1 protein-coding gene (running past one end of the window) is annotated in these 19546 nt (G+C 67.8%); it reads right to left on the bottom strand.

The annotated features are described in order from the left end of the window. On the bottom strand, positions 1–19546 hold the 5' portion of the coding sequence (locus ACFWAY_RS14135; RefSeq protein ID WP_378510991.1) for a non-ribosomal peptide synthase/polyketide synthase. Its footprint begins 11504 nt before the window's first position; 19546 of the gene's 31050 nt are visible here — the first part of the coding sequence; the start codon lies at positions 19544–19546; its stop codon lies beyond the left edge, outside the window.

Below are 19546 nucleotides of genomic sequence, written 5' to 3'. Positions count from 1 at the left end.
TCGTGATGGTCATGTGCGTGACGCGCTCGGACTGCAGCACCTCGTGCAGCTCTGTGCCGCCGTACACACCGGGCGGACAGACCACCAGCGCGGCCCCGGAAGTGTGGGCCAGGAGCAGTTCGAGGACGGACAGGTCGAACGTCGGGGACGCGAGGTGCGCGACCCGGGACTCCGCGGTGGCCCGCACTGCGGTGGTATACGCGCCGGCGAGATTCGCGAGACCGCGGTGGGAGACCACGACGCCCTTGGGCAGTCCCGTCGAACCCGACGTGTAGATGAGATAGGCGGGATGATCGACGTGCAGAGCGGATGTGCGGTCCGCGTCCCCGACCGGCTCCGTGCTCGCCGAGGACAATTCGCGGAGCACCTCCGGGTCGTCGAACACGAGCCAGTCGGTCACACCCGGGAGGTGTTCGGCGAACTCGGCGCGGGTGACACCGACGACGACTCCCGAATCCCGCAGAATGTGCGCGATGCGGTCCACCGGATGCGCGGGGTCGATCGGAACATAGGCCGCACCGGTCTTGGCAGCGGCCCACACGCACAGCACCGACTCGACGGAGCGCGGCAATGCCACTGCGACGTAGGTTTCCGGGCCGACGCCCATCCCGATGAGTGCACGTGCCAGCTGCGTCGATCGCCGGTCCAATTCGCGGTAGTCGACCGAGACACCGTCGAAGACGAGCGCAGTCGAATCCGGATACCGTTCCGCCGTCGCGACGAGCAGCTCCGGAAGGGTGGCGTTCGCGAGAGGCGGCCCGCCCCACACCGGTGCGAGGGACTGTTGCTCGGCGGCACCCAGGATGGCGATATCGCCGACGGCGATGTCGTCGGCGGCAGCGACCGCCTCGAGGATCCGCAGGAATCGGTCCGCGAATCCCGCGACCGTGGCGCGTTCGAATAGTTCCGATGCGAACGTGAAGGCACCGGAGATCCCGTGGTGGTGTCCGGCGTCGTCCACGGTTTCGGCGAGCGCCAGATCCAGATCGAACTTCGCGATGTGGGGATCGAAGTCGACGGCCTCCACCACCAACTGCGTCAGTTCCAGCTTCACCGGTCGCAGGTTCTGGAAGGCGAACATCACCTGGAACAGCGGGTGCCGATCGGACGACCGGGTGGGACGCAGGATCTCGACGAGCCGGTCGAAGGGAACCTCTGTGTCCTGGAACGCCGTGAGATCGACATCGCGCACCTGTTCCAGGAGAGCGCCGAAACTCTCGCCGGGGTGAAGCCGTGTGCGCAAGGCCAGGGTGTTCACGAACATTCCGACGAGCGGGTCGAGTCCCTCGTCGCCGCGGCCGGCGACGGGTGTGCCGATCACGATGTCCGTGCTGCCGCTGAGCCTGTGCAGGAGCGTCGCGAACGCAGCATGAACGACCATGAACAGCGTGGTGCCGCCCTTCTGGGCGCGCTCGACCAGCCCCCGGTGGGTGTCGGCACCGATCACGAAGTCCACCCGTTCGCCGCGGTGCGACGCTACCGCGGGACGAGGGTGGTCCGTAGGCAGATCGATTGCCTCGGGTGCACCGTCCAGAGCCGCACGCCAACGCTCGATCTGCTTGGCGGACAGACTGTCCGGATCGTCCTCGGCGCCGAGCAGTTCCCGCTGCCAGACACTGTAGTCGGCGTACTGGACGGGTAGCGGCTCCCAGGACGGCGCCAGCCCTTCCACTCGGGATGCATATGCGGCCATCACGTCGGCGGCGAGCGGACCGAACGACCATCCGTCTGCAGCGATGTGGTGCGCGACGAGCAGCAGCACATGTTCGGAACGGTTCTCCCGGAACAGGTGGATTCGGAACGGGATCTCCCCGGTCACGTCGAAACCGGCGGCCGCGTACTCGGCGATCCGGAGCATCAGCTGGTCCGGCGCGGTTCGGATCGGTGTGAGATCGAACTCTGCCGCGGCGGCCGGCAGGACCTCCTGATGCGCACCGTCCGCCGAACCCGGATACACGGTCCGCAACGACTCGTGACGTTCGAGAACGTCACCGAGCGCTGCACGCAAGGCCGGGAGGTCGATCCGGCCCGACATCCGCAGTGCGAGTGGGATGTTGTACGCAGAGGACGAAGGATCGAACTGGTTGAGGAACCAGATCCGCTGCTGCGCCAGCGACAACGGGATCCGTCCCGGACGCTCGCGCCGCGTCAGCGCGGGCCGCCCCGAGGGCGCGTCCGGCCCCGACGTGGCCACTGCGGACACCAGTTGACGCACAGTGGGGTTGTCGAACAGTGTGCGAACGGAGACACGGGTGCCGAACGCCGAACCGACCCGGGAAACCACCTGGGTGGCGGACAACGAGTTGCCACCGAGAGCGAAGAAGTTGTCGTCCACACCGATACGTGATTCGCCCAGCACATCCGCGAACGCTGCGGCGACGGCGAGCTCGTCCGCCGTGTTCGGTGCGGTGAATCGGGTGTGGCTCGCGAACACGGGTTCGGGGAGGGCGCGGCGGTCGAGCTTGCCCGCCGGTGTCAGCGGGATCGAGTCGAGAACCATGATCGAACCGGGGACCATGTGCGCAGGCAACGCCCCGCCGACGAATGCGGTCAGGTCGTCGACGTCGACGTCGTTCCCCGACGCAGCACAGACATAGGTGACCAGTGCTGTGACGCCGGATTCGGTGTCGTGCGCGACGGTCGCGGCGAATCCGACCGCAGGATGCGCTCGGAACACGGAGTCGATCTCACCGAGTTCCACTCGGAATCCGCGAATCTTCACTTGGAAGTCGCTGCGCCCGACGTATTCGATGACGTACGTCCCGGTGCGGGACTCGACCCACCGGACGAGGTCGCCGGTGCGGTACATCCGCCGGCCGGGTGCGCCGTGGGGGTTCGCGACGAAACGCTCCGCGGTGAGACCGAGGCGCTGGTGGTAGCCGCGGGCAAGCGCTGGTCCCGACACGTACAGCTCCCCCGGCACACCGGGGGGCACGGGATGCAGCCGCGCATCGAGGACGAACGCCTCGACACCGCGCACAGGGCCGCCGATGGTCATCCGCTCGCCGACCATCAGCGGTCCACTCTGCGTCACCATCATCGAGGACTCGGTCGGCCCGTAGCCGTTGAACAGTGCCCGCCCCGGTACCCAACGCTCGGCGAGGTCGGCCCCCCAGGCCTCTCCGCCGACGACGATGACGGCGAGTTCATCGAGTCCCGTGGGATCGACGGACGCCAACGCGGCCGGGGTGATGAAGGCGTGCGTGACTCTCTGCTCGCCCAGGAGTTCGGCGAGCTCCGTACCGCCGTACACCGAGTGGGGAACGCCTACCATCGTCGCGCCCCCGCAGAAGGCCATCAGATACTCGAACACGGAGGCGTCGAAACTGGGTGATGCGAAGTGCAGGGTCCGGGCGTCGGCGGTGAGTTCGTACTCGTCGGCCAGCTCGGTCAGGAGGTTCGCGAGCCCCGAATGTGTGACGGCGACGCCCTTGGGCAGTCCGGTGGATCCGGACGTGTAGATGAGGTAGGCGAGTTGGTCCGCGTGCATCCGTCCGAGGCGATCGGCCGCTGTCATCGCCGCCGGGGAATGGGACGCCACCAGCGCAGCGTGGTCGGGATCGTCCATCACCAGCCACTGCGTCGAGTCGGGCAATCCGCCGCGGAACTCGATCGTCGTGAGGCCGAGCGCGGCTCCCGAATCGCCGAGCATGTGTGCGATCCGTTCGGCCGGGTAGCTCGGGTCCACCGGCACGAACGCGGCACCTGTCTTGGCAACGGCCCAGACGGCGAGCACCGATTCGATCGAGCGGGCCAGCGCGACGGCCACGAACGTCTCGGGGCCGGCTCCGGCCTCGATCAATTCGCGCGCCCAGAGGTTGGATCGCCGGTCCAGTTCTCCGTAGGTCATCGAACGGCCGCCGAAGACGAGCGCAGTCGCGGACGGGTCGGCCGCCGACTCGGCCAGGACTTCGGGCAGCAGTCGAGTAGGTCGACTCGGTGCCCCGCGAACCGGTGCCAGGCGGGCCCTCTCGGCCTCGTCGAGGAGATTCACGTCGCCGACCACCGTGGTGGGGTCTGCGATCACCGTTTCGAAGATTCTCACGAGCTGCACCGCGTACCGGCGCACAGTAACGTCGTCGAACAAGTCTGCGGCGTAGGTGAACTCGGCGCGCATACCCGACGGAACGCCCGCGGGGTCGATGGTCTCTCCCAATGTCAGCTGCAGGTCGAATTTCGCGACGCGCGCGTCGATGTCCTCGACACGCACCCGGAGTCCGGGGAGTTCGATGTCGTCGAGTGCCGTCGGCTGCATCGACAGCGCAGTCTGGATGAGCGGGTGATGCGCGGACGTCCGCACGGGGTCGAGAACGTCGACGAGACGCTCGAAGGGGAGGTCCGCGTGGCCGAATGCCCCGATGTCGCCGTCGCGCACCCGCGTCAGCAACTCCGCGAACGTCTCGGCGCCCTCGATGCGCGTGCGGAGCACGAGCGTGTTGACGAACATTCCGACCAGGTTGTCGAGAACGCGTTCGCCACGTCCGGCGATCGGCGCTCCGACGGCGATATCGTCCGACGCGGACAAGCGGGCCAACAGGAGCGCGAAGGCAGCGTGCGCCACCATGAAGACCGTGGCTCCGTGTTCACGCGCCAACCGCTCGATGCCGCTGTGGATCTCGGGGGTGATGGTGAAGCCCACGGATCCCCCGGCGTAGGACTGCTCGGTCCGGCGTGGGCGGTCGAAGGGGAGTTTCAGCTCGTCCGGGAGACCGTCGAGCGTCCGCGTCCAGTACTCGAGTTGGCGTCGGGCGAGGGACTCCGGCTCGTCCTCGCTGCCGAGAACCGCCCTGTGCCACAGACTGTAGTCGGCGTACTGGACCGCGAGCGGAATCCACTCCGGACTGCGGGACTCTGCTCGGGCCGCGTACGCGGTCATGACATCCCCGCCGAGAGGTCCGAACGACCAACCGTCGGCGGCGATGTGATGCAGCGTGATCGCCAGGACATGGTCGCCGGGACCGGTACGGAACAGCGTGGCCCGTACCGGCAATTCCTCGGACACGTCGAATCCGCGGGACGCGAACGCGACCATCCGGGAATCGAGCTCGCCCTCCGGTACGTCCACGACCTCGAGGGGCATCGAGAGATCCGCCGCGGACACGACGACCTGAGCGGGTCCGTCCTCGGTGTCGGGGAAAACGGTACGAAGCGACTCGTGACGTCCGACGACGTCGTCGAGTGCCTGCGATAACGCTGCGACATCGAGAGCACCGGACATGCGGACCGCGAGCGGCAGGTTGTAGGCGGGCGAGGCCGGGTCGAACTGGTTGATGAACCACATCCGCTGCTGCGCCGGTGACAGCGGTATCCGGGCCGGTCGCTGCACCGCGGACAGCACCGGGCGCGCGCCTCCTGCGGCCGTGGGCTCGGCGAGGCGAAGAGCCAACTCGGCGACCGTGGGCGCGGTGAACACATCGCGCACAGACAGTCCGGTGCCCGACGACTCACCGAGCCGCGCCGCCACTCGTGTGACGGAGAGCGAGTTGCCGCCGAGGTCGAAGAAGTTGTCGTGCGCACCGACCCGGCCCGAACCGAGCACGTCCGCGAACACTGCCGCGACCGTGCGCTCGGCCGCATTTCGCGGTGCGATGTACTCGGTGGCAACGTGGAATTCAGGGTCGGGCAACTCCTTGCGATCGAGCTTCCCGCTGGTGTTCAGCGGGAACTCGTCGAGCACTGTGATCGCGGACGGCACCATGTACGACGGCAGGGATTCCGAAGCCTGTCGGCGAAGCTCCGCACCGTCCAGCTCGCCTCCGGGTGTACCGACGACGTACGCGACCAGATGATCGCCGACGGTGGTGTCGGAGTACACCGACACGACGGCCCCGGTGACCGCCGGGTGCGACCGGAGCACTGTCTCGATCTCGCCGAGTTCGATGCGCTGACCACGGAACTTCACCTGGAAGTCGGTACGTCCGATGTAGACGAGCGCTCCCGCCGACGTCCATCGCACGAGGTCGCCGGTGCGGTACATGCGCTCACCCGTGCGTCCGAACGGGTTCGCGACGAATCGATCGGAAGTGAGATCGACGCGGCCGAGGTATCCGCGTGCGAGCTGAGCACCGCCGAGGTAGAGCTCCCCCGGAACACCGACGGGAACCGGGTGCAGCCGGGAATCGAGCACGTAGGCCTGGGTATTCCATTCCGGCACACCGATCGGCACGTTCGTGGTGTCGGCTTCACCGGTCTTCCAGTACGTCACCGACACTGCGGCCTCGGTGGGCCCGTACAGGTTGTGCAGTCCGGCCGCGGAGAGTTCCCGGAAACGCAGGACGGTCGCGGGCGGCAGCGCTTCGCCGATGACGAACACATGCCGCAGCGAACGGCACGACCCCACGGCGGCGGCAGCGACGAACACGTCGAGCATGGACGGCACGAAATCGGTGACCGTCACCGAACGCTCGTCGATGACCCGAGTCAGATAGGCAGGCTCTCGATGCCCGTCCGGAGTGGCCAGCACCATCGTGGCACCCACCTGCAGGGGCCAGAAGTAACCCCACAACGACACGTCGAACGTGGTTGCGGTCTTCTGCAACCACACATCCCGATCGGTGAGTGTGTACTCCGACTGCATCCAGAGCAGTTGATTCACGATGGCCGCATGCGGTACCGCGACTCCCTTGGGCTTGCCGGTGGAGCCGGACGTGTAGATGACGTACGCAGGGTGTGCAGGCCGCAACGGTTCGATACGTTCGGCGTCGGTCAACGGCGCCGCGGAGACACCCGAAAGGTCGAGAGTGTCGAGGTCCGACACGGGGATCCCGTTCGGCAGGTCCGGTCGGTCGGCCGAGGTGGTCAGCACGCACACCGGCTGTGCCGACCCGAGCACGTAACTCGTTCGCTCTGCCGGGTGATCGGGATCGACCGGCACGTATGCACCACCGGCCTTGAGTACGGCGTAGATTCCGACGACCAGTTCCAGCGACCGCCGCATCACCACGGCCACTCGGGTTTCGGGGGCCACACCCAGTGCGATCAGATGCCGGGCAAGCTGGTTCGCGCGCGCATCGAGGGCTGCGTACGTCAGTACGTCACCGTCGAAATCGACGGCAACAGCATCGGGTGTACGCGCCGCCTGCGCCTCGAACGACGTCAGCAGCGTCGACTCCGGCACGTGGTGGTCGGTGGCGTTCCAGTCGTGCATCACCTGCGCGTACTCGCCCGGGATGAATCCGGTGACCTCGGCTACCGCGGCGGAGGGCTCTGCGATCAACGCACGGATGACCGAATCGAGCCGCGCCGCAATCAGCTTCGCCTCGTCGCTCTCGAAGGTGTCCGGCAGGTAGGCAACCCCGAGCCGCAGGGTGTCGTCGACCTGGGCCATCAGGCTCAATGGGTAGTGGGTGACACTGTGCACCTCGACCGAGTCCACGCGCATACCGGCGATGTCGGTCTGCGCCTGCAGCGCCGCCTGATCCACGGGGTACGACTCGAAGACGGTGAGCGTGTCGAACAGCACCCCGACCCCCGCCTCGGCCTGGATTTCCGTCAGGCCGAGATAGTGGTGATCGAGCAAATCGGCCTGCTGCCCCTGCACCCGTGCCAGCAAGCCGGCCACCGACTCGTCGGCGTCGATTCGTACCCGGACGGGGACGGTGTTGATGAAGAGCCCGACCATCGATTCGATCCCGGGGATGTGCGGGGGGCGGCCCGAGACGGTGGCGCCGAATACGACGTCGTCCCGTCCGGTAAGTCGCCTGAGCAGCAGGGCCCACGCAGTCTGGATCACCGTGTTCGGCGTGACGCCGTGCTGTCGGGCGAACGCCAGCAGCTCGGCGGTGTCCGCCTCGGAAAAGTGGATCGGAACTTCCTCCGGGTCCACCGTCACGGTGCCGCCGGTGCGGGCAGGCGCGAGCAGAGTCGGCTCGTCGAGGCCATCCAACGCGTGCGCCCACGCGGCCCGCGAGGCGGAGGGGTCTCGGCGGGCCAGCCAGTCGAGGTATTCCCGGTACGGCCGCACCGCCGGGAGCGCGGACTGATCGCCCGCGGTCGCGTAGAGCACCAGCAGGTCCTGGACGATCAGCGGGATGGACCATCCGTCGAGGAGGATGTGGTGGTTGGTCATCGCCAACTCGTACCGCCCGGCGCCCGTGCGCACGAGCAGCAGACGCAGCAGCGGCGCGTCGGACAAGTCGAACGGGGCGGTCCGGTTCTCTGCGACCAGCGCCTCGAGTTCCCTTTCCCCGAAATCACTCTCACGGCCCGACAGGTCTACCACGGTCAGTGGGACCTCCACCCCGCGGAGGGGGATCTGCGCCGTGACGTCGCCGTCCTGCACGAACACCACCCGCAGGTTGGAATACCGCTCCAGGAGCGCAGCGGCGGCGGCCCGCATCCGATCCGCCGACACGTCGCCGAGCAGGGTCATCCGCAGCTGAGAATGGTAGACATCGACACTGTGCTCGGCGGCCAACAGCGAATGGAAATGGAAACCGGCCTGCAGCGGCGACAGCGCCCACACATCCTCGAGGGTCGGGTACGCCCGCTCCCAGACCTCGATCTGGGACTGGGTGAGCGCCACCGTACCGACGTCCGACGGGGTCAGTCCCCCACCGGATCCGGCGACGACGTGCTCGATCTGTGAGACGAGCGCCTGCTGCCACAGATCGACGAGTTCGCGAACGTCGTCGGCTGCGAGCAGTTCACCGGCGAACCGCACTGAAGCACCGAGTCGCGGTCCGGCATCGGTATCCGTCACTCCGACATTGATCTCGATCACTGCGGAAGCGCTCATCTCCGGATCGGTGTCACCCGAGAAGACGCGCGACGACGCAAGATCCGGCACCCAGCCGATCTCACGCATCTCCGGGGACAGATCGCCCATCCCGGTCTTTCCGAGGTAGTTGAAGACGACCTGGGGCGGGTCGAATCCCGCGAGAACGGTGGCCGTCGCCGGATTGAGGTATCGCAGCAGTCCGTACCCGACGCCCCGGTCGGGGACCGCCAGAAGTTGCTCTTTCACCGCCTTGATCGCGGCGCCGGCCGACGCGCCGCCGACGAGTGCGTCCTGTGTGTCCACTCCGTCCAGGGCGAGCCGAACCGGATACACGCTGGTGAACCAGCCGACGGTTCGAGACAGATCGGCGCCCGGCACGACCGACTCCTCGCGGCCGTGACCCTCGAGGGTGACGTATGCAGAGGCGGCGGGCACCCCGCGCGCACGGCGCCACTCGGTGAGGGCCACCGCGAAGCCGGCAAGCAGCGAATCACCGACCGAGCACCGGAATGCCTCCGGCACGCGGGCCAGCAGCGTGCCCGTGATCTCGGTGGACAGCTCGACGTGCAGCTCCTGCGTGGTCGAGGTCCGGTCCCGCACCGGATCGAGAGCCCTGTCGCCGAGGAGCGGGTCCGGAGCGTCGACAACGCTTCGCCAGTAGTCGAACTGCGCGAGGGCGGACGGCTGACGGGCAGCCTCCGACAACCCGTGCGACCACCGCCGCAACGACGTGCCGACCTCCGGCAGGTTCGGAGCGTGACCGGCTGCGACGGCACCTCCCGCCGCAACGAGGTCCGGCACGAGGATCCGCCAGGACACACCGTCGACGACCAGGTGATGAGCAACCACGAGGAGCCGCCCGGGCCGGGTCGCACCGCAGTCCAACCAGACGAACTGCGTGAGCACCGGGGTCTCGAAGTCGAACCGGTCGGCCGCGGCGGAGAGTTCGCGGTCGATCAGCGCATCGAAGGCTTCGTCGCCGAGGTCGGGATCCACCGGCACCGTCGTGACCAGTCGATCGGCGTCGACGGCACCGGCGGGCAACACCGAGTGACGCACGTCGGCACCGTCGCGGACCAGTCGGGACCGCAGCGCGTCGTGCCTGTCGAGTACCGCCTGCACCGTTGCCACGATGTCCGATCGCTCGATCCCGGTCGGCAGCGTGAGTAGCACGGACTGCGAATACCGGCCCACCGGACCCGACCGGTCGAGCAGCGATCGGACAACCGGGGTCAGCTCGACGTTCCCCACGCCGCCACCCGCCAGTTCGGCGAGCGCGAGCCGGTCCGCCGACGCGACGGTAGCCACTTCGGCGAGCGCGGCAATGCTCTTGCGCTCGAACACGTCCCGTGGGGTGAAGACGATCCCCGCGGCCTTGGCTCGCGACACCAGCTGGATCGACACGATGCTGTCGCCGCCGAGAGCGAAGAACGAGTCGTTCACCCCCAGGTCTTCGACGCCGAGCGCCTCCCGGAACAAGGCCGCGAGTGTTTCCTCCATCGGAGTACGTGGCTCCACTCGAGCGACCGCGACGTCACCGACGGCCGGGGCAGGCAACGCCGCGCGATCCAGTTTGCCGCTCGCGTTGAGCGGGAAGGCGTCGAGCGTGACGAACCCGTCCGGAATCATGTACTCGGGCAGCCGGCTCTCGGCATATGTCGTCAGTGCCTCTGTGTCGACCGTCGTGCCCATACGTGTGACGAGATAGGCCACCAATTGTTCGCTCGCCGCTCCGGAGTACACGGTCACGACCGCCTGGGCAACGGAGTCCGCGGATTCGAGTACCGCCTCGATCTCACCGAGCTCGATCCGCAGTCCGCGCAGCTTCACCTGGAAATCGTTGCGGCCGAGGTATTCCAATTCGCCGCGGTTATTCCAGCGAAGACGGTCACCGGTCCGGTACATCCGAGTGCCTGGCGCGTCGAAGGGGTTGGCCACGAACCGTTCGGCGGTGAGGTCGGGGCGTCCCGCGTATCCGCGAGACACCTGGGTGCCGGCCAGGTACAACTCGCCGGTCACTCCGGCAGGACTGGGGTGGAGCCGCTGGTCCAACACGTAGGCTCGGGTGTTCCACACCGGTGTACCCACGGTGACGCTGCCCGAGTTCGAGGTGTCCACCCATGAGGTGGTGGAGGCGGGCGCGACCTCCGCGGGACCGTACGCGTTGAGGACGGCAGCGTCCGAGACGGCCGCGAACCGCCGCGCCACAGTGACGGACAGTGCCTCGCCGCCGACGAACACGGTACGCAGCGACGAGAACCGGGACGGCACGATCACGTCGGTGAAGACGGCGAGCATCGACGGGACGAAATGTATCGCCGTGATCTGCTCGGTGTCGATCAGTTCCGCGAGGTAGTCGGGATCCTTGTGTCCGTCCGGTTCCGCGATCACGACGCGTGTTCCCACAGCCAGGGGCCACAACAATTCCCAGAGCGATGCGTCGAACGACTGTGGTGTCTTGACGGCAACCCGATCGGTCTCGTCCAGCGCGCCGAGAGACACCAGGAACCCGAAGTGGCTTCCGAGACCGGCGTGCGAGACGGCCACTCCCTTGGGTCGGCCGGTCGAACCCGAGGTGAAGATGACGTAGGCGAGGTTGTCGGCCGCGAGAGGCCGCAGCCGGTCGCGGTCCGTCACCGGGGCATCGTCGAACCGGTCGAGTTCGAGACCGTCCATCGAGAGCACCCGGACTCCGGAGTCTGTCTCGAACTCGCCTCGAACTGCGGTCAGGACGAGAACCGGGTCGGCTGCCTCGATGACGTGGGCCGCTCGCTCCGCCGGAAGGTCGACGTCGAGTGGCACGTACGCCGCGCCAGTCCGCAGCACGGCGTGCAGGGCGATCAGAAACTCGATCGACCGGCGGGCCGCGACCGCGACGGTGGTTTCGGTTCCGGCGCCTTCGGCGATGAGTGTGCGGGCCAACCGGTTGACCCGCGAGTTGAATTCCCGGTACGTCACAGACACGTCGCGGTACACCACCGCCACCGCATCAGGTGTCCGTGCCGCCTGCTCGTCGTAGCGGGCGAGGTAGGGCCGCTCGCTCACCTCCACGTCCGTGGCGTTCCATTCGCGCAGTACGCGAACGAGTTCCCGTTGATCCAGCACCGGCAGGTCCCCCACCGCCGTGCCCGGATCGGCCAGCGCCGCCGCCACGATCCGCGCGAAACGGTCCGCGAACGACTCCGCCGTGTCACGGTCGAACAGATCGACCGCGTACGTGATCGCACCGGTGAGACCGGACACGGTGCCGCGCTCGTCTCGGATCTCGGTGAGCGTCACGTTCAGATCGAATTTCGCGATCTCCGGATTCATCTCGACGGCGCTCACCGTCAGACCCGGCAGTTTCAGCACTCCCGGTTCGAAGTTCTCGTATGACAGACCCACCTGGAACAGTGGGTGACGGGCTGTGGACCGGGCGGGTTCGAGTACCTCCACGAGACGCTCGAATGGCAGATCGGCGTGCGCGAATGCGGCGAGGTCGAACTCCCGCACCTGTGCGAGCAAGTCGGCGAATGACAGGTCGCCGGAAACTCGCGCGCGCAGGGTGAGAGTGTTGACGAACATGCCGACGAGGTCCTGCAGGGAGGGTTCGGCTCGGCCGGCGACGGGCGTGCCGACGGTGACGTCCACCGCGTTCGACAGCCGTGAGAGCAGAACCGACAGCGCGGCGTGCCACACCATGAACGGCGTGGCAGCGGAGCGGGCCGCGAGGTCGGCGACGGCTTTCGCCGTGGCAGCGTCGACCGAGAACGGTATTGTCGCACCCGAATTCGTCGGCACGGCCGGGCGGGGCCGATCAGCGGGCAGCTCCAGCAGGTCGGGGATGCCGTCGAGCGCCGCGAACCAGAATTCGATCTGCTCGGCGGCCTGCGACCGACCGTCGGTCTCGTCGCCGAGAAACTCCGCCTGCCAGTAGCTGTAGTCCGCGTACTGCACGTCCAACGGCGCCCACGACGGTGCCCGCCCAGCCGTACGCGCCGTGTAGGCGAGCAGGATGTCACGTGCGAGCGGGGCCATCGACGATCCGTCGGCGGAGATGTGGTGCACCACCACGGCCAGCACGTGTTCGTCGACGGACAGTCGCAGCAATGCCGTGCGCAATGGCACCGCGGACGTGACGTCGAAGCCCCCGGTGGCGAGCGTCAGGAGTCGTGCCGGCAGCTCGGCCTCGGTAGTCGGCTGCACGTCGAGATCGAGCGACACCTCGTCGGCGCCGACGATCACCTGATGCGGGCCGTCCGTCGAGTCCGGATACAGGGTACGCAGGGACTCGTGACGGCCGAGGACGTCGCGGATCGCCGAACGCAGTCCGTCGCCGTCGAGCTTGCCGGACAGGCGCAGGGCGAAGGGCATGTTGTAGGCCGCGGATGCGGTATCGAACTGGTTGAGGAACCACATGCGACGTTGCGCCGGGGACAGCGGAATCCGTCCGGCACGCGTGGCGGCGACCAGTGGGGCACGTGGTGCCGTCGGCACTGTTCCCTCGATGCGCTCCGCGAGGGCCCCGACGGTGGGGGCATCGAACAGGTCACGCAGGGCGAGCGGCGCACCCAGCTCGGCCCGAATACGAGAGGTGACCCGGGTGGCGACGAGCGAGTTACCGCCGACGTCGAAGAAGTTGTCCCGGACGCCGATACGGTCGAGACCGAGAACCTCGGCGAAGATCGCCGCGAGGTTGGCCTCGACGGACGTGCGCGGGGCCACGTACTCCGTGTCGGAGCCACCGAATTCGGGTGCGGGCAGCGCCTTGCGATCGAGCTTTCCACTCGTATTGAGCGGGAATTCGTCGACGACCATCAGCGCTGCCGGAATCATGTACGCCGGCAGGGACGCCGCCGTGCACTCTCGAAGTCGCGTGACACCGAGGTCGTGTCCCGGCTCGGGCACGACGTACGCGACGAGGTGATCGCCGGTGCCGGGATCGGAATGGACCAGCACGGCAGCGCTGGTGACCGACGGGTGTGCCCGCAGGACGAATTCGATCTCGCCGAGCTCGATGCGCTGGCCTCGGAACTTGACCTGGAAGTCGGTGCGCCCGATGTATTCGAGTGCGCCCGCCGACGTCCATCGCACGAGGTCGCCGGTGCGGTACATGCGCAGGCCGGGCGTGAACGGATTGGCCACGAACCGGTCCGAGGTGAGATCGACGCGGCCGAGGTATCCCCGGGCCAGCTGCTCGCCCGCCAGATAGAGCTCACCGGCAACGCCGGGGGGAACCGGGTGCAGGCGCGAATCGAGAACGTAGACCTGGGTGTTCCACTCGGGCGCGCCGATCGGTACCGTGCCGGTGACCGTGGTCGCGGTGTCCCAGTACGTGACCGAGACTGCCGCCTCGGTGGGCCCGTACAGGTTGTGCAGTCCGGCGTCGGACAGTGCCCGGAACCGCGTTACGGTCTCCGGGGGCAGCGCCTCGCCGATCACGAAGACGTGCCGCAGGGTGGCGCACGAGGTGGTGGGCACGGACGCGACGAAGGCGTCGAGCATCGAAGGCACGAAGTCGGTGACCGTGACACCGCGCTCGTCGATGACCCGGGCGAGGTACTCGGGGTCGCGGTGACCGTCCGGGGTCGCCAGCACCATCGTGGCGCCCGTGTGCAGCGGCCAGAAGTAACCCCACAGCGATACGTCGAAAGTGGTTGCGGTCTTCTGCAGTAGCACGTCCCGTTCGGTGAGCGCGTATTCCGACTGCATCCACAGGATCTGATTGACGATCCCGCGGTGCGGCACCGATACCCCCTTGGGCCGACCGGTGGAGCCCGAGGTGTAGATGACGTATGCGGGGTTGTCCGGGCGGAGCGGTGCCAGTCGGTCGGAGTCGGTGACGGGTTCGCCGGAATAGGAATCCAGCGCGATCCGATCGATCTCCACGAATGACGAACCCGCGGGAAGTGCGCTGCGGTCGGACGAGGTCGTGAGCACGCAGACGGGCTGTGCGGAGTCGAGCACATACCCTATCCGGTCCATCGGGTGATCGGGATCGACCGGCACATAGGCACCGCCGGCTTTGACGATCGCGTACATGCCCACCAGCAGGTCCGGTGAACGCCGCATCGCCAGCCCGACACGCGATTCGGGCCCCACCCCTCTGTCGATCAGGTGGCGCGCCAGACTGTTTGCGCGGCAATCGAGTTGGGAATACGACAATGTGACGTCTTCGAACACCACCGCCACCGCATCCGGTGTGCGGGCAACCTGTGCGTCGAACAACTCGGGCAGACACATCGCGGGCACGCGGTGCCCGGTGTCGTTCCACGTGCCGAGGAGACGGTCGCGTTCGGCGGCGTGGAGCAGGGGAAGATCACCGACTGCCGTCGCGGAGGATTCCGCGACCGAGCGCAGCAGGTTCACGAATCGCTCGGCCATCGACACGACGGTCGGCTCGTCGAACAGATCGGTGGCGTACTCGAAGCCGGCCGCGAGACCGCCCGGCGTCCCCGCGTCACCGAACCGTTCGGCGACGGTCAACTGGAGGTCGAATTTCGCGACGTGTACATCGATTTCTGCCGCCGCGACCTCGAGGCCTGACAGTTCGACGGAGGTGGGCGCGGTGTTCTGGAACGAGAGCATGACCTGGAACAGCGGATGACGGGCGGCGGACCGGTCGGGGCTGAGCACCTCCACGAGTCGCTCGAACGGGACGTCGGCGTGGGAGAACGCCGCAAGGTCGGCGTCGCGGACCCGGTCGAGAACCTCCTCGAACGTATCGCCCGGCTCGGCGGTCGCGCGAAGCACCAGGGTGTTGACAAACATGCCCACGAGGTCGTCGAGCGCTTCCTCGCCGCGTCCGGCGACCGGAGTGCCGATGACGATGTCCGTTCCGGCGCCGAGGCGTTGGAACAGCACCACGAGGGCTGCGTGGGTGACCATGAACAGTGTGGTGCCGGTGCTCTGTGCCAGATCGACGAGACGCCCGTGGACGTCGGCCGGGATCGTGAATTCGACACGACTACCACGATGCGACATCTCGGCGGGCCGTGGCCTGTCGGTGGGCAGCTCGAGCATCTGGGGCACTCCGGCGAGCGCCGACTGCCAGTGGGCGATCTGTCGGGCGGACAGGCTGTCCGGGTCGTCTTCCGAACCCAGTAGTTCGCGCTGCCAGAGCGTGTAGTCGGCGTACTGCACCGGGAGGGGCACCCACGTGGGCGCGTGACCGGCGACGCGCGCCGCGTACGCGACCATCACATCGGCGGCCAGCGGGTTCATGGACCAGCCGTCGGCGGCGATGTGATGAACCACGAGGACGAGGACGTGCCGGTCGGGCGCCTCCCGGAACAGTCCGGCGCGCAGCGGTGTGTCGGCGGTGAGGTCGAATCCGGCACCGCCGAAGGCCGTCACCGCGGCGGTGAGCGACTCGGCGTCGACGTCGATCGGATCCGTCTCGGACAGCACGCTCGCGGTGGGCATGATCAGCTGGTGGGGTCCGTCCGGGGTGTCGGGGGAGACGGTGCGCAGCGCCTCGTGCCGTTCCTGGACATCGCCGAGCGCCGCTCGCAGGGCTTCCCGGTCGAGAGCGCCGGTGAGCCGCAGGGCGATCGGCAGGTTGTAGGCGGCCGAGTCCGTGTCGAACTGGTTGAGGAACCACATTCGTTGCTGCGCAACGGAGAGGGGTATGTGGGCGGGTCGTTCCCGCGCTTCCAGCACCGGCCGCGAGTCGGCCTGCGGGCCGGCGTGCGACGCCGCGACCGCCAGTTGCGACACCGACGGCGACTGGAACAGATCCCGGACCCCGATCCGCACACCGAGGGCGGCGTTCACTCGGGATACGACCTGGGTGGCCATCAGCGAGTTGCCGCCGAGTTCGAAGAAACCGGTGTCGACGCTCAGTTCGGGGAGGCCGAGGACGTCGCGGAAGATCTCGAGGAGGATCTCCTCGCTGACCGTTCTCGGGCGCACGATGTCGGCCGAGCGTGCGGCGAATACCGGTGCGGGCAGTGCGTTGCGGTCGAGTTTGCCCGCCGGGGTCAGCGGCAGCGAATCCAACACCATGATCGACGACGGCACCATGTATCCGGGAAGACGCGTCCCGACGAACTCCGACAACACCCGGGTTTCGACGTCAGTTCCCGGCGCCGGCAGAACATACGAGACCAGGCGACTGCTGCCGCTCCCGTCGTCATAGCCGACCGTGTGGGCGAACTCCACCACCGGATGCGCAGTCAGCGCGGCGTCGATCTCACCCAATTCGATCCGGAACCCCCGGATCTTCACCTGAAAATCACTGCGGCCCAGAAACTCCAGAACCGGGGGTCCGTCAGGGGCGGTCATCCAGCGGACCACGTCACCGGTGCGGTACATCCGCCCGCCGATGCCGAACGGGCTCGCCACGAACCGCTCCGCCGTCAACCCGGTCCTGTGCACATACCCGCGAGCCAAGCTGGAGCCGAGGACGTATAGTTCGCCGCGCACTCCGGCCGGGACCGGACGCAACCGGTGGTCGAGGACGACGAGGTCGACCCCGACGGTCGGTGACCCGATGCTCACCGTCTGCCCGGGGACCATCGGACCGGTCGCCGACGACATGATCGTCGTCTCACTCGGACCGTACGCATTGACCATGATCCGGCCCGGCGCCCACCGCCCCACCAACTCCGGCGGACACACATCGCCCGCCACCACCACAGTTTTCAGATGGTCCAGACCGCGGTGATCGAGCGACGCCAATGCCGCTGGAGTGCAAAACGCATGCGTCACCCGCTGTTCGGCAAGGAACTCCGCCAACTCGGTGCCACCGTAGATCGTGGTCGGCGCCACCACCAGGGTCGCACCCACACACACCGCCATCACCAACTCGAACACCGAGGCGTCGAAACTCGGCGACGCGAAATGCAACACCCGCGACCCCGCCGACACCCCCAACCGATCCCGCTCGTCCGCGGCGAGGTTCACCAGACCCCGGTGCGTGACCGCCACACCCTTCGGCCGACCCGTCGACCCCGACGTATAAATCACATACGCCGGATGATCCAACGACAACGCGCCCGTCCGGTCGGCGTCGGTGACCGCATCCGCCGGATACGAGGCGAGGGCCGACAAGAACTCGTCGTCGTCGAGGACGATCCAGTGGGTGGTGTCGGGCAGGTTCTCCTTCAGCGCGGCAGTGGTCACACCGATCGGCGCCCCGCAATCCTCGAGCATGTGCACGATCCGCTCGAACGGATAGCCCGGATCCACCGGAACGAACGCCGCCCCCGTCTTCGCCACCGCCCACATACTCGATACGGACTCGACCGACCGCGGCAACGCCAGCGCGACGGCAGCCTCGGGACCGACCTGGAGGTCGATCAGGAGGCGCGCGAGCCGGTTCGACGTCTCGTCCAGGGCGCGGTAGCTCAGGGCGTCGGCGGACGTCCCGTGCCCGGGTGCGACGAGGGCATCCCCGTCCGGGTTGCTGCGGACGGCGCCGGCGAGCAGATCCGGCAGCGTGACCGGTGCGAATCCGGTTCTCCCGGTGGCGGGCACCAGGCTGCGGCGTTCGTCCTCCTCGAGGATCTCGAGGTCGCCGACCCGTCGTGGTTCATCGGTGTCGGCGGTGAGGAACGCGCCGAGGAACCGGGTGAAGCGAATGTGATGGGCGCGGAGGGTGTCTTCGGAGTACAGGTCCGGGTTGGCCTCGAAGTCCAGGTTGAGGCTGGTGCCGGCGACCCCGTGATAGACGTTGACCGCGAGGTCGGTGATCGGACCGGTGGACAGCAGTTCGAGCCTGCCGACGATGCTCCCGAGGGTGATCTCGTCGTGGAACAGCATGACGTTGATCAGGGGGCCGTAGAAACCCTGCTGCTCGGTGGCCGCGTCGCGTCGGATGTCGATGTGCGGGTAGCGCTGGTGGCGGAGCGCCGCGGTGACTTCCAGCCGGACCGCTGCCACCAGCTCCGCGTTCGTCATGTCCGGGCGGACATGCAGGCGCAGCGGGACCACATTGGAGACCATGCCGCCGGAGCGGCGGAGCAGCGCGGTGGTGCGGGCGGTGACGGGCAGGCTGACCGCGACCTCTTCGCGTCCGGTCATCCGGGACAGGTACGCGGCGAACGCGGCGATGACCTCGAACGCGGTCGACGAGTCGTGACGGTCCGTCGCGGCCTCGAGGTGGTCGACGAGGGTGCCGGGGATCTGCCCACCCGTCGTCCGGCTTCGTGCCCGCGCGGGCGCGGAGCGGTCGATGAGGCTGTGCGGTTCACCGATCGTGGACACCCGCTCGGACCAGTACTTCTGGTCGGCGCGGTAGCGCGGCGAGATCCGGTAGTCCTCGTCGACCCCGGCGACTTCGGTGAGTGCGGCCGCCTTGGACGGTGTGGCGGCACGCCCCTGGACGGCTGCGGTGTACAGCTGCGTGGTCCGGTCGACGAGCGTCATCGATCCCATGCCGTCGAGCGCGACGTGGTGGACGCGGCTGTACCAGTAGTGACGATCCGGCCCGGTGCACAGGACCGCCGAGGTGACGAGCCGGTCGCGGCACATGTCGAGCGGGGTGGTGTACTCCCGCCGCATCCACTCCTTGGCCGCCGCCCTCGGATCGGGCTCGTGCTGCAGGTCGACGAACCTGACCGACGCGTCCAGGGTCGGATCGACCAGCTGATAGGGAACTCCGTCGACCTCGACGAGGCGAAGGAAGGCGGAGCCGAGTTCGCGGCCGGCGGCGACCAACGACTCCGACAGCAACGTCACGTCGAGGACACCCACCAGTTCGACGCACTGCGCGATAGTGACAGGCACGGCGGGATCGAGCTGCTGGGCGAACCACATACCCCGTTGAGCGGTGGAGAGGGGGAAGGCACCGTCCGGAATACGACCCACGGCGGTCACGTCACCACTCGGCACAGCTTCGACCAC

This window comes from Rhodococcus sp. NPDC059968, from assembly GCF_042738615.1.
Classification (GTDB): domain Bacteria; phylum Actinomycetota; class Actinomycetes; order Mycobacteriales; family Mycobacteriaceae; genus Rhodococcus_F.
This window is presented reverse-complemented; position numbering and strand designations above follow the sequence as displayed.